Source organism: Rhodopseudomonas pentothenatexigens (assembly GCF_900218015.1).
Classification (GTDB): Bacteria; Pseudomonadota; Alphaproteobacteria; order Rhizobiales; family Xanthobacteraceae; genus Rhodopseudomonas; species Rhodopseudomonas pentothenatexigens.
On record NZ_UFQQ01000003.1, the window covers coordinates 24,045 to 43,341 of the forward strand.

At 64.7% G+C, this 19,297-nt stretch carries 21 protein-coding genes and 1 tRNA gene; 12 read left to right on the forward strand and 10 right to left on the reverse strand.

All coding sequences use genetic code 11. The features are described from left to right. Positions 1-13: 13 nt before the first annotated feature. From DWA33_RS03020 to cmk, 6 genes are all read right to left on the reverse strand, one after another. Entirely contained in the window at positions 14-655 is a 642-nt protein-coding gene (locus tag DWA33_RS03020) for a phosphoribosylanthranilate isomerase (protein WP_114356623.1), read from the reverse strand. Between the two features lie 58 nt (positions 656-713). Continuing rightward, positions 714-1,100 carry a lipopolysaccharide assembly protein LapA domain-containing protein gene (locus DWA33_RS03025; protein WP_114356624.1) on the reverse strand — a complete coding sequence of 129 codons (387 nt, stop codon included), beginning with the start codon at positions 1,098-1,100 and terminating at the stop codon, positions 714-716. 36 nt (positions 1,101-1,136) lie between these two features. Beyond that, entirely contained in the window at positions 1,137-1,451 is a 315-nt protein-coding gene (locus DWA33_RS03030; RefSeq protein WP_114356625.1) for an integration host factor subunit beta, read from the reverse strand. A 165-nt stretch (positions 1,452-1,616) separates the two neighbouring features. Next, positions 1,617-2,597, reverse strand: coding sequence for a signal peptide peptidase SppA (gene sppA, locus DWA33_RS03035; RefSeq protein WP_114356626.1), 981 nt, complete (start codon positions 2,595-2,597; stop codon positions 1,617-1,619). A gap of 230 nt (positions 2,598-2,827) precedes the next feature. Further along, the gene (rpsA, locus tag DWA33_RS03040) at positions 2,828-4,525 is read right to left on the reverse strand and encodes a 30S ribosomal protein S1 (RefSeq protein ID WP_114356627.1); all 1,698 of its coding nucleotides are present in this window, start codon (positions 4,523-4,525) and stop codon (positions 2,828-2,830) included. 300 nt (positions 4,526-4,825) lie between these two features. Continuing rightward, positions 4,826-5,464 carry a (d)CMP kinase gene (cmk, locus tag DWA33_RS03045; RefSeq protein ID WP_114356628.1) on the reverse strand — a complete coding sequence of 213 codons (639 nt, stop codon included), beginning with the start codon at positions 5,462-5,464 and terminating at the stop codon, positions 4,826-4,828. Positions 5,465-5,629: 165 nt separating this feature from the next. Here cmk and DWA33_RS03050 point away from each other — a divergent pair, with 165 nt between their 5' ends. Next, positions 5,630-6,304, forward strand: a complete 675-nt coding sequence (locus tag DWA33_RS03050; RefSeq protein ID WP_114356629.1) for a lysophospholipid acyltransferase family protein — start codon at positions 5,630-5,632, stop codon at positions 6,302-6,304. A gap of 3 nt (positions 6,305-6,307) precedes the next feature. Here DWA33_RS03050 and aroA read toward each other — a convergent pair whose 3' ends face one another. Continuing rightward, on the reverse strand, positions 6,308-7,645 hold the full coding sequence (gene aroA / locus DWA33_RS03055) for a 3-phosphoshikimate 1-carboxyvinyltransferase (RefSeq protein WP_114356825.1): 1,338 nt from the start codon (positions 7,643-7,645) through the stop codon (positions 6,308-6,310). A 143-nt stretch (positions 7,646-7,788) separates the two neighbouring features. Here aroA and DWA33_RS03060 point away from each other — a divergent pair, with 143 nt between their 5' ends. From DWA33_RS03060 to DWA33_RS03110, 11 genes are all read left to right on the forward strand, one after another. Beyond that, positions 7,789-8,193 (forward strand): TIGR02300 family protein, encoded by a 405-nt coding sequence (locus DWA33_RS03060; protein ID WP_114356630.1) that lies wholly within the window; start codon positions 7,789-7,791, stop codon positions 8,191-8,193. Positions 8,194-8,262: 69 nt separating this feature from the next. Further along, a tRNA-Ala gene (locus tag DWA33_RS03065) sits at positions 8,263-8,338 on the forward strand. A gap of 253 nt (positions 8,339-8,591) precedes the next feature. Next, complete coding sequence (locus DWA33_RS03070; RefSeq protein WP_114356631.1) at positions 8,592-8,828, forward strand: GIY-YIG nuclease family protein; 237 nt, start codon at positions 8,592-8,594, stop codon at positions 8,826-8,828. Between the two features lie 45 nt (positions 8,829-8,873). Continuing rightward, positions 8,874-10,079, forward strand: coding sequence for a CaiB/BaiF CoA transferase family protein (locus DWA33_RS03075; protein WP_114356632.1), 1,206 nt, complete (start codon positions 8,874-8,876; stop codon positions 10,077-10,079). Between the two features lie 236 nt (positions 10,080-10,315). Next, a complete protein-coding gene (ugpB, locus tag DWA33_RS03080) occupies positions 10,316-11,644 on the forward strand; it encodes a sn-glycerol-3-phosphate ABC transporter substrate-binding protein UgpB (RefSeq protein ID WP_114356633.1) in 1,329 nt (442 codons plus the stop codon). 90 nt (positions 11,645-11,734) lie between these two features. Further along, entirely contained in the window at positions 11,735-12,130 is a 396-nt protein-coding gene (locus DWA33_RS03085) for an endonuclease domain-containing protein (protein ID WP_114356634.1), read from the forward strand. Between the two features lie 3 nt (positions 12,131-12,133). Beyond that, on the forward strand, positions 12,134-13,015 hold the full coding sequence (ugpA, locus tag DWA33_RS03090; RefSeq protein ID WP_114356635.1) for a sn-glycerol-3-phosphate ABC transporter permease UgpA: 882 nt from the start codon (positions 12,134-12,136) through the stop codon (positions 13,013-13,015). Then, positions 13,015-13,863, forward strand: coding sequence for a sn-glycerol-3-phosphate ABC transporter permease UgpE (ugpE, locus tag DWA33_RS03095; protein WP_114356636.1), 849 nt, complete (start codon positions 13,015-13,017; stop codon positions 13,861-13,863). The genes ugpA and ugpE overlap by 1 nt, the downstream gene beginning before the upstream one ends. A gap of 2 nt (positions 13,864-13,865) precedes the next feature. After that, positions 13,866-14,966, forward strand: a complete 1,101-nt coding sequence (locus DWA33_RS03100; RefSeq protein ID WP_114356637.1) for a sn-glycerol-3-phosphate import ATP-binding protein UgpC — start codon at positions 13,866-13,868, stop codon at positions 14,964-14,966. Positions 14,967-15,108: 142 nt separating this feature from the next. Next, the gene (locus DWA33_RS03105; protein ID WP_114356638.1) at positions 15,109-15,534 is read left to right on the forward strand and encodes an Hsp20 family protein; all 426 of its coding nucleotides are present in this window, start codon (positions 15,109-15,111) and stop codon (positions 15,532-15,534) included. A 49-nt stretch (positions 15,535-15,583) separates the two neighbouring features. After that, positions 15,584-15,850 carry a BQ00720 family protein gene (locus DWA33_RS03110; protein ID WP_114356639.1) on the forward strand — a complete coding sequence of 89 codons (267 nt, stop codon included), beginning with the start codon at positions 15,584-15,586 and terminating at the stop codon, positions 15,848-15,850. A gap of 245 nt (positions 15,851-16,095) precedes the next feature. Here DWA33_RS03110 and ptsN read toward each other — a convergent pair whose 3' ends face one another. The 3 genes from ptsN to rpoN form a co-directional block, all read right to left on the reverse strand. After that, positions 16,096-16,557 (reverse strand): PTS IIA-like nitrogen regulatory protein PtsN, encoded by a 462-nt coding sequence (ptsN, locus tag DWA33_RS03115; protein WP_011155623.1) that lies wholly within the window; start codon positions 16,555-16,557, stop codon positions 16,096-16,098. 272 nt (positions 16,558-16,829) lie between these two features. Beyond that, positions 16,830-17,438 carry a ribosome hibernation-promoting factor, HPF/YfiA family gene (gene hpf / locus DWA33_RS03120; protein WP_114356640.1) on the reverse strand — a complete coding sequence of 203 codons (609 nt, stop codon included), beginning with the start codon at positions 17,436-17,438 and terminating at the stop codon, positions 16,830-16,832. Positions 17,439-17,495: 57 nt separating this feature from the next. Further along, the gene (gene rpoN / locus DWA33_RS03125; RefSeq protein ID WP_114356641.1) at positions 17,496-19,136 is read right to left on the reverse strand and encodes an RNA polymerase factor sigma-54; all 1,641 of its coding nucleotides are present in this window, start codon (positions 19,134-19,136) and stop codon (positions 17,496-17,498) included. Between the last annotated feature and the right edge of the window lie 161 nt (positions 19,137-19,297).

Consider the following 19,297-nt stretch of genomic DNA (forward strand, 5'->3'; position numbering starts at 1 on the left):
GTGAGCTCTTCGGTTAGGCCGCGCGGGCGGCGCGGATGAAGTCGCGGATCAGGTCCGGGTCCTTCTCACCGGGTGAGGTTTCAACCCCCGACGAGACGTCGACGCCCTGCGCCCGCGTCACCCGCAGCGCTTCGGCGACATTGTCGGCGTTGATCCCACCGGAGACCAGGAAGGGAAGTTTGAGATCGACGCCATCGAGCAGCTTCCAGTCGAACGCGGTGCCGAGCCCGCCGGGGCGGGTGGCGTCCTTCGGCGGCCGCGCGTCGAACAGGATGCGGTCCGCTACCCCCGCGTAGTCCGGCAGCACCGAAAGATCTTCGGGGCTCGCCACCGCAATCGCCTTCATCACCGGCAGGCCATAGATCCGCTTGATCGAACGCACCCGCTCCGGGCTCTCGCTGCCGTGGAATTGCAGCCAGTTCGGCCGAAGCTGCTCGACGATGGCGTCGAGCAGGTCGTCGTCGGCATCGACGGCGAGCGCGACCTTGGCGGCGCGGCTGCGGACTTGACGGCCGAGCGCATCGGCGAAGTCGATGTCGAGATGGCGAGGGGAAGCAGGAAAGAACACGAAGCCGACCATGTCGGCGCCGGCTTCGACCGCTGCTTCCAGCGTGTCGGCGGTCGTCAGACCGCAGATTTTGACAATTGTGGACATGGCTTTGCGCTGAGTCTGGGTTGCCGGCGCGCCACCGCGCCGCAGAGAATGCGCAGTCTTACAACGCGGCGCGGGACTTGTCGCGCCCGGCGCTGGTGGAACCGCTCTCGAGCAGCAGCCGGCGGGGCTCGCTCTGCGCCGGCGTCGCGATGCTGGCGCGCAGGCTGGCGAGCTGCGCCTGGGCCTCGATCGCTTCGGCCTGGTGCCGGCGGGCGGCGCGACGCCAGCGCCGCTGCCCAAACCAGGTCGCGATACCGCCGACGATCACGCCGATGATCGCGACGGCGATGATCACCACGAACAGCGGCAGCCGGATATGGCCGAGCGGGCTGGTGGGATCGAGCGGGTCGAACGAGACGTCGACCAGATGGCGGTTGGCGACCGCGAATACCACGAGGATCAGACCGAGCGGGATCAGCACCAGGGCCGTCAGGAATTTCTGCATGTCATTCGCTCGCCTTGCCCGGCAATGGGCGTCGCGCTACGCGGTGTCGGTGGTCGGGGCTGCGTCGCCGCTGTCGCGGTTCAGCCGCTCACGCATTTCCTTGCCGGTCTTGAAAAATGGCACGGTCTTCTGCTCGACCGGCACATGGGCCCCGGTGCGCGGATTGCGCCCGGCTCGCGCCGGCCGATGCTTCACCGAGAAGGCGCCAAAGCCGCGAAGCTCGACCCGGTCCCCGCGCGCCAATGCTTCGACGATCTCGTCGAGGATCGCGTTGACGATATTCTCGACGTCCCGCTGATACAGGTGCGGGTTGTGCTCGGCGATACGCTGAACGAGTTCGGATTTGATCATCGAGGATGTGGTCCGTGCGTGCGGACCGCCATTTCCGTGAAAATGCTGTGAACTGTCAAGACGCTAAATCGATCAGCCGCTCCCGGGACAGGCGCCAAATCGACATCATCGAGCCCGCTTTCAGGGCTCCGATACCGTACGCGACTGCACGCCCGGCGGGCACAATCACTGACCGGCGGAGGGCGCCCACAACGCCAGCATGCCGTCGAGGCCGAGCCGCTCGACCGATTGCATCGCGCCGCTCTGTTCGAGGCGACGCGCGATCGCGCCAAGGCCCGCAGCGTCGAAAGCGACTGACGCCGCGGCGCGCAGGAAGGTGAGGTCGCCGAACTGCGGTGCCAGCTTGTAGTCGCGCACCGGCAGACCGGATTTGACGTTCTTCGCCTTCTCCAGCCAGGCGATTGCGGTCTTCTCGTCGCCGAGCTGGTCGATCAGTTTCAGCCCGACGGCCTGGCGGCCGGTGAACACCCGGCCGTCGGCCACGACGTTGAGCTGATCATCGGTCATCTTGCGGCTCTGCTGCACCACGCCGCGGAACCAGGCGTAAGAATCCTTCACCAATGCCTCGATAGCGGCGCGCGCCTCCGGGCTGGTCGGCTCGAAGCCGTTCGGGGCGGCCTTCAGCGGTGACGATTTCACTTCCTCGACCTTGACGCCGACGGTCTTCAGCAGTTCCGAGACGTTGGGATACTGGAACAGCACGCCGATCGAACCGACCAGCGAGGTCTGCTGCGCGACGATGTGCTCCGAGGCGAGGGCGGCGATGTAGCCGCCGGAAGCCGCGAGCCCTTCGACCACCACCACCATCGGCTTCTTTGCCTTCAGCCGGACCAGCGCGTCGTGCAATTCTTCGGAGCCCGCGGTGGTGCCGCCGGGCGAATTGATGTGCACGATCACGGCCGCATAGGAAGACTTGCCGAGCCGGTCGAGCGCTTGGACACGCTCGTCATTGCTGCGGATCAGGCCCTCGATCTTGATGCGCGCGATCGAGCCGGTCGTCGTGAGCGCGGTGCGGCCGGCTGGAGATACCATCGCGCCGACCGCCAGCACGGCGACGATCGCGACCAGGACGGCCGCCACGCGCCAGAACGTCAGCTTCCTGCGCATCCGGCGGCGATCGACGATCACATCGGCATCCAGCGACATCAGCGGTTCTCCGGTCGGCGGCTATCGTTTCGGTTGTCAGACGAGATCGTTGACGTCCCGTGAGCGAAATACATCAATTGCAATCCAATATGAAGAAAACATGGTTCGTTTCGCGCCCCGTGCGCGGGGCCGCGACCGCATGGCGTTGTCGCCGCGCGTCAGATGTCACGCCACTAAAAAGGGCCCCGGCAATGCCGGAGCCCTTGATGTCGTGAAGCTAAGCTCGAGGCTTACTTGTCGCGCTGCTTGAGCGCGGTACCGAGAATGTCGCCCAGCGTCGCGCCCGAATCGGACGAGCCGTACTGCGCGATAGCTTCCTTCTCCTCGGCCACTTCCAGCGCCTTGATCGACACCTGGACCTTGCGGGCCTTCTTGTCGAACTGGATGACGCGGGCGTCGACCTTTTCACCGACCGCGAAGCGATCGCTGCGCTGGTCGTTGCGGTCGCGCGCCAGCTCCGAGCGCTTGATGAAGGTGGTGAAGTCGGTGCCGGAGATCTGCACGTCGATGCCCGATTCCTTCACGTCGAGCACTTCGCAGGTCACGACCGCACCCTTCTTGACGTCGCCCGGCTCGGCGAAGGGGTCGCCTTCGAGCTGCTTGACGCCGAGCGAGATGCGCTCCTTTTCGACGTCCACGTCGAGCACCACGGCCTTGACCATGTCGCCCTTCTTGAAGTTGTCGATCACCTGCTCGCCCGGCAGCTTCCAGTCGAGATCCGACAGGTGGACCATGCCGTCGACGTCGCCGTCGAGACCCAGGAACAGACCGAACTCGGTCTTGTTCTTGACCTCGCCCTCGACGGTCGAACCGACCGGATGCTTCTCGACGAACACTTCCCACGGATTGCGCATGGTCTGCTTGAGACCGAGCGAGATGCGGCGCTTGACCGAATCGACTTCGAGCACCTGCACTTCGACTTCCTGAGAGGTCGAAACGATCTTGCCGGGGTGCATGTTCTTCTTGGTCCACGACATCTCGGAGACGTGGATCAGGCCTTCGATGCCCGGCTCGAGCTCGACGAACGCACCGTAGTCGGTGATGTTGGTGACGCGGCCGGTGAAGCGCGCGTTCAGCGGATACTTGGCCTCGATGCCCTGCCACGGATCGTCCAGCAGCTGCTTCATGCCGAGCGAGATGCGGTGGGTCTCGTGGTTGATCTTGATGATCTTGACCTTGACGGTCTGGCCGATGGTCAGCACCTCGGTCGGGTGATTGACCCGGCGCCAGGCGATATCGGTGACGTGCAGCAGGCCGTCGATGCCGCCGAGGTCGACGAACGCACCGTAATCGGTGATGTTCTTGACCACGCCGTCGATCACCTGACCCTCTTCGAGGTTCTGCACCAGCTCCTGGCGCTGCTCGGCGCGGGTCTCTTCGAGAACCGTGCGGCGCGACACCACGATGTTGCCGCGGCGACGATCCATCTTGAGGATCTGGAACGGCTGCGAGTTGTTCATCAGCGGCGCCACGTCGCGGATCGGACGGATGTCGACTTGGCTGCGCGGCAGGAACGCCACGGCGCCGTCGAGGTCGACCGTGAAGCCACCCTTGACCTGGTTGAAGATGACGCCGAACACCTTTTCGTTGGCGTTGAACGCCTTCTCGAGCTTGCCCCAGCTCTCTTCGCGGCGCGCCTTGTCGCGCGACAGCACGGCTTCGCCGAGGGCATTCTCGATCCGGTCGAGGAACACCTCGACGGTATCGCCGACCTTGATCTCGTTGTCGCGGCCGGGACCGGCGAATTCGCGCAGCGGCACGCGGCCTTCGGTCTTCAGGCCGACGTCGATGACGGCCATGTCCTTCTCGATCGCGACCACCTTGCCCTTGATAACCGAGCTTTCCTGCAGGTTACCGCCGGCGAAGGATTCGTCGAGCATCGCGGCAAAATCGTCGCGGGTCGGGTTGTAAGTGTCAGTCGAAGCCATTTGTTCTCCAGATGCGGATGTCGCCGGCAGTTCGGTTGAGGGCCGTCTCGCGCGCACAGTGTCAGGGGTCCGCGAACTTGACGACCGCCCTGCACATCGGTGCGGAGCGGGCCGGCAGCATGCCTGCACGGTCGAGACGTTGATCCGCGGTGAGGCGGATCGCAGATTGGGGCATTCCAGCAGAACGTCCGGCGGCGAAAGGCGCGACGAATCCGATACGGATCTCGCGGTCTTCATCCGGCCATCGCGGCGGTGGCGGCGGAGCGGGCGAACCTCCAATGACGGCGTCGGTTTGGTCGATTAGACCCGACGCCGGCCCGCTCGAACGGCCTCGACAATATCGATGGCGGCCCGGACGCCGCCTTCTATATCCAAATAGGAATTATCGAGCAAGACTGCATCCGGTGCTTGCTTGAGCGGCGCCGCCGAGCGGTTCCTGTCGCGCTCGTCGCGCTTGATGATGTCGGCCAGGATTGCAGCCTCGTCCGCCGGTTCGCCGCGGGACTGCGCCTCCAGGAAGCGACGGTGCGCGCGGATCTCGGGGGCGGCGACCACGAAGATCTTCACCTCGGCATCCGGACAGATCACCGTGCCGATGTCGCGACCATCCAGTACGGCGCCCGGCAGGGTGGCGGCGAAAATCTGCTGGAACTCGACCAGGGCGGCGCGGACCTGCGGATGCGCCGACACCACCGACGCAGCCTCACCCACGGTGTGGCTCTTGAGCGCCGGATCGTCGAATCCCGTCGGGTCGAGCGTGCGCGCGACCTCGGCGGCGCGGACCTCGTCGGTGAGGTCGGCGCCTGCGTCCAGCATGGCCTTGGCGACCGCGCGGTAGATCAAACCGGTATCGAGGTGACGAAAGCCGTAATGCGCGGCAAGCCGCTTGGCGAGTGTGCCCTTTCCGGACGCAGCCGGTCCGTCGATCGCAATAATCATTCTCTGTCGCATTCCAGGTGCTTGCTACGCCGGCGACGGCAACCGGTCGTCGCGGCGGGGTCAGGGGGCGGTTTGCAGCCGCCAACGACTGGGTATAAACCCGCGATCCGCCAAAGCCAGCCTTCTTGGCGATTCAGCATCAATCTCTGCCCGGACCCTTCCTGGATGGCCACGCCCGCTTTCGTCAAACGCATTACGCGATCTGATGCGGTCCTGTCGCTCGGCGTCAATTTTTCCAAGATCTATTTCAAGTTCGTGATGTGGACCGGCCGATACGACCGGCAAGCCGCTCCGATCCCCGAGCCTTACATCCTGGCGATGTGGCACGGGCGGCTGATCATGGCGCCGATGCTGCAGACCAAGAGCAAGCCGCTGGTCGCGCTGATCAGCGGGCATCGCGACGGCAAGATCATCTCCAGGGTCGGGGCCGCGTTCGGGATTCAGACCGCGGTCGGCTCGTCCTCGCGCGGCGGCATGCGGGCGGCGCGCGAAATGATGCGGCTTGGAAAGTCCGGCCACAGCCTGTTCGTCACGCCCGATGGCCCGCGCGGCCCCCGCATGCGTATCAACAGTGAGGGCGTTCTCGATATGGCGCGGCTGACCGGTCTGCCGATCCTGCCGGTGTCGGTCAGCCTGTCGCGCCACAAGCTGTTACGGAGCTGGGACCGGCTGATGCTGCCGGGACTTTTTGCGAAGGTCGCGATCCGGTTCGGCGAGCCGATCACCGTCGAGACCGGCTCGCAAACCGCAGAGATCGCGGAGCGGCTGCAGGCGGCGCTGACCGCCGCACAGCAGGAAGCCGACCGGCTGGTCGGCATTCCTCCGGTCGAAGCCGCCTGAGGTTCAGCCGAACTCTGCGCCCAGCCGCCGCATCATCGGGACGAAGTCCGGGAAGCTGGTGGCGATGAATCCGGTGTCGTCGACCGCCACCGGCCGGTCGGCCGCCAGTCCCATCACCAAGGCCGACATCGCGATGCGATGATCCATGTGGGTAGCGACCACGCCGCCGCCGGGCACCTGGCCCTTGCCCTCGACGATCAGATCGTCACCGTCGATCTCGACCACGACGCCGTTGACCCGCAGCATCGCCGCAGTCGCTTCCAGCCGGTCACTTTCCTTGACCCGCAATTCGTGCAGGCCGCGCATCACCGTGGTGCCTTCGGCGAACGCCGCGGCCACTGCCAGCACCAGATACTCGTCGATCATCGACGGCGCCCGTTCCGGCGGCACCTCGACGCCCTTCAGCTTCGATCCGCGCACCCGGAAGCTGGCCATCGGCTCGCCGGCATCGCCTCTGACGTCGCTTTCTTCGATCGAGGCGCCCATTTCGCGCAGCGTCGCGATCAGTCCGGTCCGGAGCGGGTTGGTCATCACGTCGGTCAGCTCGATATCGGAGCCCGGCACCACCAGCGCCGCCACCATCGGGAAGGCCGCCGACGACGGATCTGCCGGCACCACCACCGGGGCGCCGCGCAATTCCGGCTGGCCGGTTAACGAAATCTTACGGCCGTGGGCGCCTTCCGGTTCGGTGACGACCGTGGCGCCGAAATGCTGCAGCATCAGCTCGGTGTGGTCGCGGCTGGCCTCGGCCTCGATTACCGTGGTGATGCCGGGTGCCGACAGGCCGGCGAGCAGCACGGCGGATTTGATCTGCGCCGATGGCACCGGGGTACGGTAGAGGATCGGCAGTGGATCGCGGGCGCCCTGCAGGGTCAGCGGCAGCCGGCCGCCTTCGCTGCTCGACACCACTTTGGCGCCCATCAGCTCCAAGGGATCGACGATCCGCCGCATCGGCCGGCTGCGCAGCGACGCATCGCCATCGAAAGTCGCCACGATCGGCGATCCCGCCACCGCGCCCATCGCCAGCCGGCAGCCGGTGCCGGAATTGCCGAAATCGAGCGGGATTTCCGGAGCCGCGAAACCGGCCACGCCGACGCCGTGAACGCGCCATTCGCAGTCGCCGGTCCGCTCCACCTTGGCGCCGAGTGCGCGCATCGCCTTGGCGGTGTTGAGAACGTCTTCGCCCTCGAGCAAGCCGGAGATTCGGGTCTCGCCGATCGCCAGCGCTCCGAGAATCAGCGCCCGGTGCGAGATCGACTTGTCGCCCGGGACGCGTGCGGTGCCGCGCAGGGCGCCGCTCTTGCGCGCCTGCAGCGGCGTCGGCTGGTTCGAATCGGTCAAGATTGTGGTCCCCTCGCGGCTGCGGGTGATTCGGCTCGGCGCCGCGGCCCGCTTCGCGGCCTTCGGCATAAACCGCTATTGACAGCGGCGTGCCAACTAGCCAAGTGAAGCACCGTTTTTCAAGAAATCCCAAGGTTGCACAAGTGGCGAAATCCGATCTCGGAACCAAACGTATTTGCCCGACGACGGGCAAAAAGTTCTACGATCTGAACAAGAACCCCGTGATCTCGCCCTACACCGGCGAGGTGGTGCCGATCGCACCGGTCGCGGCGCCGCGCACTCGTGCCGACCAGCGCCCCACCGCCAGCGCGGACACCGAGGCGCCCGAGGCGATGGAGGCCGAAGAGCTGGTGTCGCTGGAAGAGGCCGATGCCGAGGAGAATACCGGCAAGGTCAAGGCGGTGGTTCCGGAATCCGAGGACGACATCGAGATCGACGAAACGATCGACGACGATGACGACGATTCGACCTTCATCGCCGATGAGGAAGAAGAGGACGAAGACGTCACCGACATCATTGGTGACGTTTCTGGCGATGAGGAGACTTGAGATCGTCGCCGATATGTGATCAACGATTGCCGCGCGGCGAATTTGATTTGCGCCGCGCACCCAGGGTCAGGGGCCATAGCTCAGCTGGGAGAGCGCTTGCATGGCATGCAAGAGGTCGGCGGTTCGATCCCGCCTGGCTCCACCAGCCTTCGCTTGCTTCGCAAGCTTCGGCTCGGCAAGCCCGGAAACCTATCGTGGCGAAGCAAGCGAAGGCTGCCGCGGCGTAGCCCGAAGGGCGAAGCCGGGCCACGAGCACGCAAGCTTCGGCTCGGCAAGCCCGGAAACCTATCGTGGCGAAGCAAGCGAAGGCTGCCGCGGCGTAGCCCGAAGGGCGAAGCCGGGCTAAATTCGCTTCATTGTCTCGAATCGATTTCGAGCGCCTTAGCGCGGGGTGCTCAATGAAATACGTTTACATTCTTCAAAGCGAAGTTTCTGAGCGCTTCTACGTCGGCATCACTGACGATTTGCCTGCGCGAATTCGCAAGCATAACGCCGGTGAGGTGCCGCATACGTCGAAATTCCGTCCGTGGAGGCTGAAGACGTACATTGCCTTTAGTGACCCCCGCCAGGCTTTCGCTTTTGAAAAGTATCTGAAGTCCGCGTCCGGGCGGGCGTTTGCAAAAAAGCGTCTTTGAGAGGTAAGTTCTCCGCTCCTGCAAAGCTTCGGTAAGAAAGCCCGTATGACCCCTGCATTGAATTCCGGCGCGATTGCCGGTCTGCGCGTGATCGATCTGTCGCGCGTGCTCGGCGGCCCGTACTGCACCCAGATCCTCGCCGACCACGGCGCCGACGTCATCAAGGTCGAACCGCCGGCTGGCGACGAGACCCGCGACTGGGGCCCGCCGTTCCACGACGACGACGCGGCGTATTTCATCGGCACCAACCGCAACAAGCGTTCGATCGGCCTCGACCTCGCCTCCGAGGGCGGCCGCACCGTGCTGATGAAGATGCTCGAAGACGCCGACGTGATGATCGAGAACTTCAAGCCGGGCACGCTCGACAAATGGGGCATCGGCAACGACGTGCTGCGGGCGAAATTTCCGCAGCTGGTGCATTGCCGGATTTCGGGCTTCGGCGGCGACGGCCCGCACGGCGGCCATCCCGGCTACGACGCCATCATCCAGTCGATGGTCGGCCTGATGGAATCGACCGGCACGCCGGATTCTGGCCCTACCCGCATCGGCGTCGCGCTGGTCGACATGTCGACCGGACTCTACGCCTGCGTCGGCATCCTGATGGCGCTGTTGGAGCGGCAGAAGTCGGGGCTCGGCCAGTTCGTCGAGGCGACGCTGTTCGAGACCGGCCTCGCCATCATGCATCCGCACACGGCGAACTTCTTCATGCACGGCAAGCCGCCGGCGCGTACCGGCAACGAGCATCCGAATCTGTATCCGTATTCGGTGTTCGCGGCGCGCGACGGCAACATCTTCATGGGCGTCGGCAACGACGGCACCTTCCGCAAGCTGTGCCGCGAACTCGGCAAGCCGGAGCTCGGCACCGATCCGCGCTTCGCTCGCAACCGCGACCGCGTCGTCAACCGCGCGGAGCTGCGCGCCGAGCTGGAGGCGATCCTCGCCAATCACGACGCCGAGCCGCTGTGCCGCAAGCTGCTCGCCGCCGGTCTGCCGGCCGGGCCGGTGCAGGCGATCGACAAGGCGCTCGCCAGCGAGCACGTCAAGTACCGCGGCGATATCATCGAGAAGGACTGGTACAGGGGCGTCGCTTCGCCGATCCGGTTCGACCGCACCAAGGCGTCGTTGCGCGGCGTGCCGCCGAAGTTCAGCGAGCACGCGGGAGAGGTGCTTGGGGAGTTCGGCTATTCGGCTGACGACATCTCCAAACTGGTCGCCGACGGCATCGTCAGCGGCCCGGAGCGCAAGCGCTGATCACCGTCGCTCCGGCAGCGATGGCGACCGCCGTCTGCGTCGGCGACCGCCGTCTCTCCCGCAACCAATACCGTGGTGCAATGCGTCTCGCACTGCACCACGAGGTTTTTGCCGCGGCCACGATGCGGTCACTTCCCCAACCGCCCGGCCCTCCCTTATACGGTCATGTGTCTGTCATTCAGCACTGCTACCCGCGCCACAACCACCACAGTGACGTGCCCAACCGGGAGGTTTTCATGGCATTTCGATCCTTTGGCCTGACCGCGGCCGCCGCGACGGCGATCGCCGCGACGCTGACGCTGGCTGCGCCGGCGCATGCGGTCACCGAGATACAGTGGTGGCACGCGATGACCGGCGGCAACAACGACGTCATCGTCAAGCTGGCCAACGACTTCAATGCCGCCCAGAGCGACTACAAGGTGGTGCCGACCTACAAGGGCGGCTACGCCGACACCATGAACGCCGGCATCGCCGCGTTCCGTGCCGGCAACGCGCCGCACATCCTTCAGGTGTTCGAAGTCGGCACCGCCACCATGATGGCCGCCACCGGCGCGGTGAAGCCCGTTTACAAGCTGATGCAGGAGACCGGCGAACCGTTCGATCCCAAGGCGTATCTGCCGGCGATCACCGGCTACTACTCGACCTCCAAGGGTGAGATGCTGTCGTTCCCGTTCAACTCCTCGTCGATGGTGATGTGGGTCAATCTCGACGCGTTGAAGAAAGCGAACATCGCCGAGATTCCGAAGACCTGGCCCGAGGTGTTCGACGACGCCAAGAAACTGAAAGCGGCCGGCTACGCCACCTGCGGCTTCTCCACCGCGTGGGTCACCTGGGCCAATCTCGAGCAGCTCTCCGCTTGGCACAACGTGCCGCTGGCCACCAAGGCCAACGGTCTCGACAGCTTCGACACCAAGCTCGAATTCAACGGCCCGGTGCAGGTCAACCATCTGCAGAAGCTGATCGAATTGCAGAAGGACAAGACCTACGACTATTCCGGCCGCACCAATACCGGCGAAGGGCGCTTCACCTCGGGCGAATGCCCGCTGTTCCTGACCTCGTCGGGCTTCTTCGGCAACGTCAAGTCGCAGGCCAAGTTCAACTGGACCAACGCGCCGATGCCGTATTATCCGGACGTCAAGGGCGCGCCGCAGAATTCGATCATCGGCGGCGCCTCGCTGTGGGTGATGGGCGGCAAGAAAGCCGACGAGTACAAGGGCGTCGCCAAGTTCCTGGCGTTCCTGTCGGACACTGACCGCCAGGTCGCGATCCACAAGGCTTCCGGCTACCTGCCGATCACCAAGGCGGCCTATGAGAAAGCCAAGGCCGAGGGCTTCTACAAGGAGCAGCCGTTCCTCGAAACTCCGATCAAGGAGCTGACCAACAAGCCGCCGACCGAGAATTCGCGCGGCCTGCGTCTCGGCAACATGGTGCAGCTCCGCGAAGTCTGGGCCGAGGAGATCGAGCAGGCACTGGCCGGCAAGAAGACCGCCAAGGAAGCGCTCGACGCCGCGGTCGAACGCGGCAACGCGATGCTGCGGCAGTTCGAGAAGACGGCGGTGAGATAGTTATTTCGCAGCACGCTCTCTATCCCCCCTGCCCCCCGCTCTTGCGGCGGGGAGGGGTCGGGGGTGGGGGTGCCCCAGGCACGAACGCTGATGGCACGCACGGTTGACCAGCGGATCGAACGAGCTAGGAGCCTTCGTCAAAATCCGACGGACGCCGAGCGGAAGCTGTGGCAGCGACTGCGTCGATCCGCCTTCAGCGAGGTTCATTTCCGCCGCCAGGCGACGATCGGGCCTTACTACGCAGACTTCGCCTGCCATGCCCTCCGCCTCGTCATCGAACTCGATGGAGGCCAGCACGCAGAATCAGCCGCCGATGTAGTCCGAACCAGCTATCTCCATGCGGCGGGCTATCGCGTTTTGCGTTTCTGGAATAACGATGTCCTGAACAACATCGACGGTGTGATGCAGACGATCGTAGACGCCGTCCGCGCGGCTCCCCCCACCCCCGACCCCTCACCGCCGCAAGAGCGGGGGGAGGGGAGTTAACGCATGCTCAAGCACGCCGTCTTTCAATCCAAGTTCCTGCCCTACCTGCTGGTGCTGCCGCAGGTCGCGGTGGTGCTGGTGTTCTTCTATTGGCCCGCCGTTCAGGCGGTGATCCAGTCGTTTCTGCTGCAGGACGCATTCGGGTTGTCGACCGTGTTCGTGTGGTTCGACAATTATCGCGAGCTGCTGGAGCAACCCGATTATTATGCCGCGATCGTCCGCACCTTCGCCTTCTCCTTTGCGATCGCCCTGTCGTCGCTGTCTTTGGCGCTGCTGCTTGCGGTGATGGCGGACCGGCCGCTGCGCGGATCGACCTTCTATCGCACCATGCTGATCTGGCCCTACGCGGTGGCGCCGCCGGTGGTCGGCGTGCTGTGGGTGTTCATGCTCAATCCCTCGCTCGGCGTGATCGCCCACGGGCTGCGCGCGCTCGGCGTCGACTGGAATCCGCTGCTCGACGGCGATCAGGCGGCGCTGCTGATCGTGCTCGCCGCGGCGTGGAAGCAGATCTCCTACAATTTCCTGTTCTTCCTCGCGGGGCTGCAGGCGATCCCGTCGAGCGTCATCGAGGCGGCGGCGATCGACGGCGCCCGGCCGATGCGCCGGTTCTGGACCATCATTTTTCCGCTGCTGTCGCCGACGATCTTCTTTCTGGTGATCGTCAACGTGGTGTATGCGTTCTTCGATACGTTCGGCATCATCGACACCATGACCCGCGGCGGCCCGGCGAAAGCCACCGAGACGTTGGTCTACAAGGTGTACCAGGACGGTCTGCTCGGATCGAACCTCGGCAGCTCGGCGGCCCAATCGGTAATCCTGATGGCGATCGTGATCGCACTGACGGCGATCCAGTTCCGTTTCGTCGAGCGCAGGGTGAACTATTGATGGTCGAGCACCGGAAGTTCGGAAATCTGGTGCCGCATCTGATCCTGTGGATCGGCGTCGCGGTCGTGGCGTTTCCGGTCTATCTAGCCTTCGTCGCCTCGACTCAGGACAACGCCACCATCGCCAACGGCCAGATGTCGCTGCTGCCGGGCGACCATTTTCTCGAGACCTACTATAAGACGATCTTCGTCGGCTCGTCGGGCACCACCCGCGAGCCGGTCGCCAGCATGCTGTTCAACTCCTTCGTGATGGCGATGTCGATCGCGCTCGGCAAGATCGCGATATCGATCATCTCGGCGTTCGCGATCGTGTATTTCCGCTTCCCGTTCCGGATGTCGATTTTCTGGCTGATCTTCATCACTCTGATGCTGCCGGTCGAGGTCAGGATCTATCCGACCTACAAGATCGCCGCCGATCTCAATCTGCTCGACAGCTATGCGGGGCTGGCGCTGCCGCTGATCGCGTCGGCGACGGCGACCCTGCTGTTCCGGCAGTTCTTCATGACGGTGCCGGACGAGCTGCTGGAGGCCTCCCGGATCGACGGCGCCGGGCCGCTGCGGTTTTTCTGGGATACGCTGCTGCCGCTGTCGCGCACCAACATGGCGGCGCTGTTCGTGATCTTGTTCATCCTCGGCTGGAATCAATATCTGTGGCCGCTGCTGATCACCACGCGTGACGACATGCAGACCATCCAGATCGGTATCCGCAAGATGATCGTCACCTCCGACGCGCTCACCGAATGGCCGGTGGTGATGGCGACGGCCGTGCTGGCGATGCTGCCGCCGGTCGCGGTGGTGGTGCTGATGCAGAAGCTGTTCGTGCGCGGTCTGGTCGAGACGGAGAAGTAATCGTGGCCGATGTCGTTCTCCGTCAGGTCCGCAAGACCTATCCAGGTGGATTTGAGGCGATCAAGGGCGTCGACTTCGCGGTCGGCGACGGCCAGTTCTGCGTGCTGGTCGGCCCCTCCGGCTGCGGCAAGTCCACGCTGCTGCGGATGGTCGCGGGGCTGGAAACGATCACCGCCGGCGAGATCGAGATCGGCGGGCGCGTCGTCAATGCGGTCGAGCCGGCCGACCGCGACATCGCGATGGTGTTCCAGAACTACGCGCTGTATCCGCACATGACCGTCTACAACAACATGGCGTACGGTCTGCGAAACCGCGGCATGGCCAAGCCGGAGATCGACGCCCGGGTGCAGGAGGCTGCGCGCATCCTCGAACTCGGTTCGATGCTGGCCCGCAAGCCGCGGCAGCTCTCCGGCGGTCAGCGCCAGCGCGTGGCGATGGGCCGCGCCATCGTGCGCCAGCCCAAGGTGTTCCTGTTCGACGAGCCGCTGTCCAATCTCGACGCCAAGCTGCGCGTCGCGATGCGAGTCGAGATCCGCAAGCTGCAGCGTCGGCTCGCCACCACGGCGGTGTACGTCACCCACGACCAGCTCGAAGCGATGACGCTGGCCGATGTCCTGGTGGTGATGAATGCGGGGGAGGTCGAACAGATCGGTGCGCCGCTCGACGTCTATGCCAGGCCGGCAACCACCTTTGTGGCGTCCTTCATCGGCGCGCCGCCGATGAATCTGTTGCCGCTCGCGGATGATCTGCGGACGCAGCTCGGCGGTGCACCGGCCGAGGCGGGTATCCTCGGAGTCCGGCCCGAGGACCTGGTGGTCGCCCGAGGGACGGCGCGTAGCGACGGGCTGGCGCTCGACATCGTTGTCGAGGCGATCGAGCGGGTTGGGCCAGAAACGTTCGTCTATGGCGTCCGCGCCGGCCGCGAGCCGCGGCCGGTGGTCGCGGGCAAGCCCGGCGAGTCCTCAGGTGGAGAGATCATCATTCGGATTCCCGGCCAGACCGCGCCGGCGCTCGGAGAGCGTCTGGCAGTGGAAGCGGCGCCGTACAGCCTGCATCTGTTTTCTGCCGACGGGCGTCGGCGAATCGCCGGCTGGGGAGCCTAAGCTCCTGGTGGAATTCACCGTTCCGGCTTCTTGAACAGTTCTTTTGCACTGCCCATATTGGTCTGGACCGGCCGGCGAGGTGCCGGACGGTCGACGGGGTGCCGCAAGGACCCCCTCAAAGTCGCTTCGAGAGGACTTTGTGATGTCTCGTGTTCCTTCGTTATCAAGTCCCTTCCTGCTGGGATTCGACGAGATCGAGCGTGCGCTCGACCGCGTCGTCAAAGGCGCCGACGGGTATCCCCCGTACAACATCGAGCGGTGCGAACGCAGCAACGGCGATCCCGAAAAGCTGCGGATCACATTGGCGGTGGCTGGATTCACCCGCGATCAACTCGACGTCACGGTTGAGGAGAATCAACTGGTGATCCGGGGCCGGCAGCAGGATGACAAAGCTCGGCAATACATCCACCGCGGCATTGCCGCACGTCACTTCCAGCGGACCTTCGTGCTGGCCGACGGGATGCAGGTGCTGGGTGCGGACCTGAAGAACGGGTTGTTGTCCGTCGACCTCGTCCGGCCGGAGCCGGAAAGGGTCATTAAGACAATCGCCATCACCGAACACGAATAATGGAACGAGTAGCGGACTCGACCGCTTGTCTCCTAGAGGAGTCGAGACCATGACTGAATCTGGTACTACGCTTGAAAATGTGGGTGTCACGCCGGAAGCGCTGGCGCATCTGGGCGAAGGCCACATCGCCTATGTGAAGCAGATCCGCTCCGAGGACGTCCCGGGATTGTTCCCGCAGGCGCCGCAGATCGCGCCCGGTCTCAAGCTGTTCGCGCTGCATTCGGCCGACGGCACGCCGATCATGCTGACCGACAGCCGGGAAGCGGCGATCGCCAATGCCTGGAGCCAGGAACTGCAGGCCGTCAGCGTCCACTAAGCGCTGACTCGAAAACAAAACGGTTACGCGACGCGGGGAATCCGGTGACGGCCCCCGCGTTTGTCGTGTCTCAACAGCGGCACCGAGGCCCCGGGCCGGCGTCGTCGGTTCGCCGCGGATCGCGCCGCGTTACTTGCTTGCCCCCGGTTAAACAGGGCTCGCAGCCTCGCCTGCTCGCAACCGGCACAACCTGGTAGGAGGCGAAGGCTCCTCGGAGCTGATCGCCCAGCTAATCAGCCGCGGTGTTAAGCCGCGGTCGCGGGAGGCAGCGCCAGCACCGAGTAGATCGCGTGGGCATCGCGCGAAGCGCGCAGCTTTTTGGCGACGTCCTGGTCGCGCAGCAGGCGGGCGATCCGCGCCAGCGCCTTGAGATGGTCGGCGCCGGCACCTTCCGGCGCCAGCAGCAGGAAGATCAGATCGACCGGCTGGCCATCCATCGCTTCGAAGTCGATCGGCCGCTCCAATCGCGCGAACAGCCCGAACAACTTCTCCAGCTTGGGCAGCTTGCCGTGCGGAATCGCCACCCCATAGCCGACCGCCGTGGTGCCGAGCTTCTCGCGCTGCAACAATACCTCGAAGATCGTGCGCTCGTTTTGGCCGGTCAGTTCAGCGGCGCGCGCCGCCAGCTCCTGCAGCGCCTGCTTCTTGCTGATCACCTTCAGCGCCGGGATGACGGCCTCGGGCGCGACAAGATCCGTTATCGTCATCAAGGCGTTCCGGGGAGGTTGCTGCGGTCCGGTGTGAAATAGGACGGCGGTGGGTTGCGTCAAGCGTTCGATCTGAGAAGCTTCGCCCGATCGTCCGACCAGGGCGAATACGCTTCTGAAATCATCATCCTAACCAAAGTCTAGCATTCCAGACGGCGACCGTAAAACGACGTCGGCGGCCCGCCGAGGAGCGGCGGACCATAGGCAGAGCGCCCAACGGGCGTCAATGCCCTGAGGAGACCGCTGCGCAGTGGTTCCCCAGGGCGTCGGCATCAGCTTGCGGCGCCGTTCAGGACCGGCGGATCGATCCAGCCGATATTGCCGTCGGCCCGACGATAAATGATGTTCACCCGACCCGAGCTGCCGTGCAGGAACACCAGCACCGGAGCTCCGGTAAGATCGAGTTCGACCACCGCTTCGCTCACCGACAGCCGCTTCATCGCGGTGGTCGCCTCGGCGATGATCACCGGATTGTAGGCGTCCTCGTGGTGTTCTTCGTCTCCCGGCGCTTCGATCACATAGCTGGCCGCGTCGACCGGCGCGCTGAGCTCGGCGAGCGCGTTGGCCTCGGCGTGCGCCTTGCGGGCGGAGCGATCCTTCAGCCGGCTCTTATAGCGGCGGAGCCTCTTTTCGATCTGCACCAGAGCCTGATCCGCGCTGACATAGGCGTCGGCAGCGTTGGACTCGGCCTCCAGGGTGATGCCGGAATCGAGATGCAGCGCACAATCGGTCCGGAAGCCGAAGCCGTCTTTGCTGAGCGTGAAGTGCCCCGAATAATTCCCATCGAAATACTTGCGCAGCACCTCCTCGGTGCGCTCGCTCACGCGGCTGCGCAGCGCTTCGCCGATGCTGATGCTTTTGCCGGATATCCGGATCGTCATGGGAGTGCCTCGATTCACGTTTGGGGAACTGACTCTAGTCAGAGCAGGGCGACGCAATCAAGCTGGGGCGGTGTCGCGGGAGCGGCTCGCCACAGCGGACGCACCCAGCATGTTCTGCTTGTCGCGACGGCGCTGCACCGAAGAGGGAATGCGCATCGCTTCGCGATATTTCGCGACGGTGCGGCGCGCGATGTCGATGCCGGCTTCGCGCAGTCGTTCGACGATCGTATCATCCGACAGGATCGCCGACGGATCTTCATCGTCGATCAGCTGGCGGATCTGGTGGCGCACCGCTTCGGCCGAATGCGCTTCGCCGCCGTCGGCGGACGCGATCGATGCGGTGAAGAAATACTTGAGTTCGAAGGTGCCGCGGTTGGTCGCCATGTATTTGTTGGCGGTGACGCGCGACACGGTCGATTCGTGCATCTGAATCGCGTCGGCCACGGCTTTCAGATTCAGCGGACGCAGATGCTTGACGCCGTGGGTGAAGAAGCCGTCCTGCTGGCGCACGATCTCGGTCGCGACCTTGAGGATGGTGCGGGCGCGCTGATCGAGCGCGCGCACCAGCCAGGTGGCGTTCTGCAGACAGTCGGAGAAGTACGACTTGTCGCCGTCCTTGCGGATCGTCTTGGACAGCTCGGAATAATACGACTGGTTGACCAGCACCTTCGGCAGCGTGTCGCTGTTGAGCTCGACCAGCCAGCCGCCGTCGGGGCCGGGACGGACGAACACGTCCGGCACGATGGTCTGCACCCGCGACGAGCCGAATTTCAGGCCGGGCTTCGGATCGAGATGGCGGATTTCGCCGATCATGTCGACAAGGTCTTCGTCGTCGACGCCGCAGATCTTCCGCAAATTCGCGACATCGCGCTTGGCGAGCAGATCCAGGTGCTCGACCAGGGCCTGCATGGCCGGATCGTAGCGGTCGCGCTCGCGGAGCTGGATCGCGAGGCATTCGCTCAAATTGCGCGCGCAGATTCCGGGTGGGTCGAAGCTCTGCAGCACCTGCACCACCGCTTCGACCTCGGCCGGGCTGGCGCCGAGCCGTTCGGCGGCATCGCCGAGATCGGCCGGCAGGTAGCCGGCATCATCGACCAGGTCGATCAGGTACTGCCCGATCAGGCGCTGCGACGGCGTCGTCACCGCGACGGCGAGCTGCTCGGCAAGATGATCGGCCAGCGACAATTCGGCGGCCACGAAAGCTTCGAGATTGTAGCCCTCGTCCGACGAAGCGCCGCCGCCCCATTCGGTATAGGAGGCCGGCGCGCTGTCCTGCGCGGCGCGCGCCGCGGCTTCGGCGGGCTCTTCGGGGAACACGTTCTCCATGCCGGTATCGAGCGTCTGCTCGATGTCGCTGCGGCTGCCGAGATCGCGGTGCATCCACTCTTCAGTGCCGGGCTCGAACGCGCCGGCGCCGGTGGTGTCGGCGAAATCGGACGAGCCGTCGCCGCCGAGATCTTCGCCGCCGTTTGCGTTGAAGTCAGCGCCGCCTTCGGCGCCTTCCGCCGCTTCTCCGGCCACCGGCGGTTCCGCATTGTCGCCGGCGCGATCCAGCAACGGGTTCTTCTCGATTTCGTCTTCGACGAATGCCGCGAGGTCGAGATTCGACAGCTGAAGCAGCTTGATCGCCTGCATCAGTTGCGGGGTCATCACCAGAGACTGGGTCTGGCGGAATTCGAGACGTTGCGACAGCGCCATGGTGGCCAGGAAACGGTAGTTGGTCCGTTTCTTGCTTACGCCTTTCCGGAGCGGTTGTACACGCCTTGACGGATGGGAAATTTGGAGTAGAGGCGCCGGCCCTTCGGGCGGGATGTCTTTCCGGTATCTAAGTAGTTCCGATCGCGCCTCACGATCAGGCC

Excerpts from the sequence above, each read along its gene's own strand:
- DWA33_RS03020 (WP_114356623.1), bottom strand. The coding sequence starts at position 655 with ATGTCCACAATTGTCAAAATCTGCGGTCTGACGACCGCCGACACGCTG.
- DWA33_RS03025 (WP_114356624.1), bottom strand. The coding sequence starts at position 1,100 with ATGCAGAAATTCCTGACGGCCCTGGTGCTGATCCCGCTCGGTCTGATC.
- DWA33_RS03030 (WP_114356625.1), bottom strand. The coding sequence starts at position 1,451 with ATGATCAAATCCGAACTCGTTCAGCGTATCGCCGAGCACAACCCGCAC.
- sppA (WP_114356626.1), bottom strand. The coding sequence starts at position 2,597 with ATGTCGCTGGATGCCGATGTGATCGTCGATCGCCGCCGGATGCGCAGG.
- rpsA (WP_114356627.1), bottom strand. The coding sequence starts at position 4,525 with ATGGCTTCGACTGACACTTACAACCCGACCCGCGACGATTTTGCCGCG.
- cmk (WP_114356628.1), bottom strand. The coding sequence starts at position 5,464 with ATGATTATTGCGATCGACGGACCGGCTGCGTCCGGAAAGGGCACACTC.
- DWA33_RS03050 (WP_114356629.1), top strand. The coding sequence starts at position 5,630 with ATGGCCACGCCCGCTTTCGTCAAACGCATTACGCGATCTGATGCGGTC.
- DWA33_RS03070 (WP_114356631.1), top strand. The coding sequence starts at position 8,592 with ATGAAATACGTTTACATTCTTCAAAGCGAAGTTTCTGAGCGCTTCTAC.
- DWA33_RS03075 (WP_114356632.1), top strand. The coding sequence starts at position 8,874 with ATGACCCCTGCATTGAATTCCGGCGCGATTGCCGGTCTGCGCGTGATC.
- ugpB (WP_114356633.1), top strand. The coding sequence starts at position 10,316 with ATGGCATTTCGATCCTTTGGCCTGACCGCGGCCGCCGCGACGGCGATC.
- DWA33_RS03085 (WP_114356634.1), top strand. The coding sequence starts at position 11,735 with ATGGCACGCACGGTTGACCAGCGGATCGAACGAGCTAGGAGCCTTCGT.
- ugpA (WP_114356635.1), top strand. The coding sequence starts at position 12,134 with ATGCTCAAGCACGCCGTCTTTCAATCCAAGTTCCTGCCCTACCTGCTG.
- ugpE (WP_114356636.1), top strand. The coding sequence starts at position 13,015 with ATGGTCGAGCACCGGAAGTTCGGAAATCTGGTGCCGCATCTGATCCTG.
- DWA33_RS03105 (WP_114356638.1), top strand. The coding sequence starts at position 15,109 with ATGTCTCGTGTTCCTTCGTTATCAAGTCCCTTCCTGCTGGGATTCGAC.
- DWA33_RS03110 (WP_114356639.1), top strand. The coding sequence starts at position 15,584 with ATGACTGAATCTGGTACTACGCTTGAAAATGTGGGTGTCACGCCGGAA.
- ptsN (WP_011155623.1), bottom strand. The coding sequence starts at position 16,557 with ATGACGATAACGGATCTTGTCGCGCCCGAGGCCGTCATCCCGGCGCTG.
- hpf (WP_114356640.1), bottom strand. The coding sequence starts at position 17,438 with ATGACGATCCGGATATCCGGCAAAAGCATCAGCATCGGCGAAGCGCTG.
- rpoN (WP_114356641.1), bottom strand. The coding sequence starts at position 19,136 with ATGGCGCTGTCGCAACGTCTCGAATTCCGCCAGACCCAGTCTCTGGTG.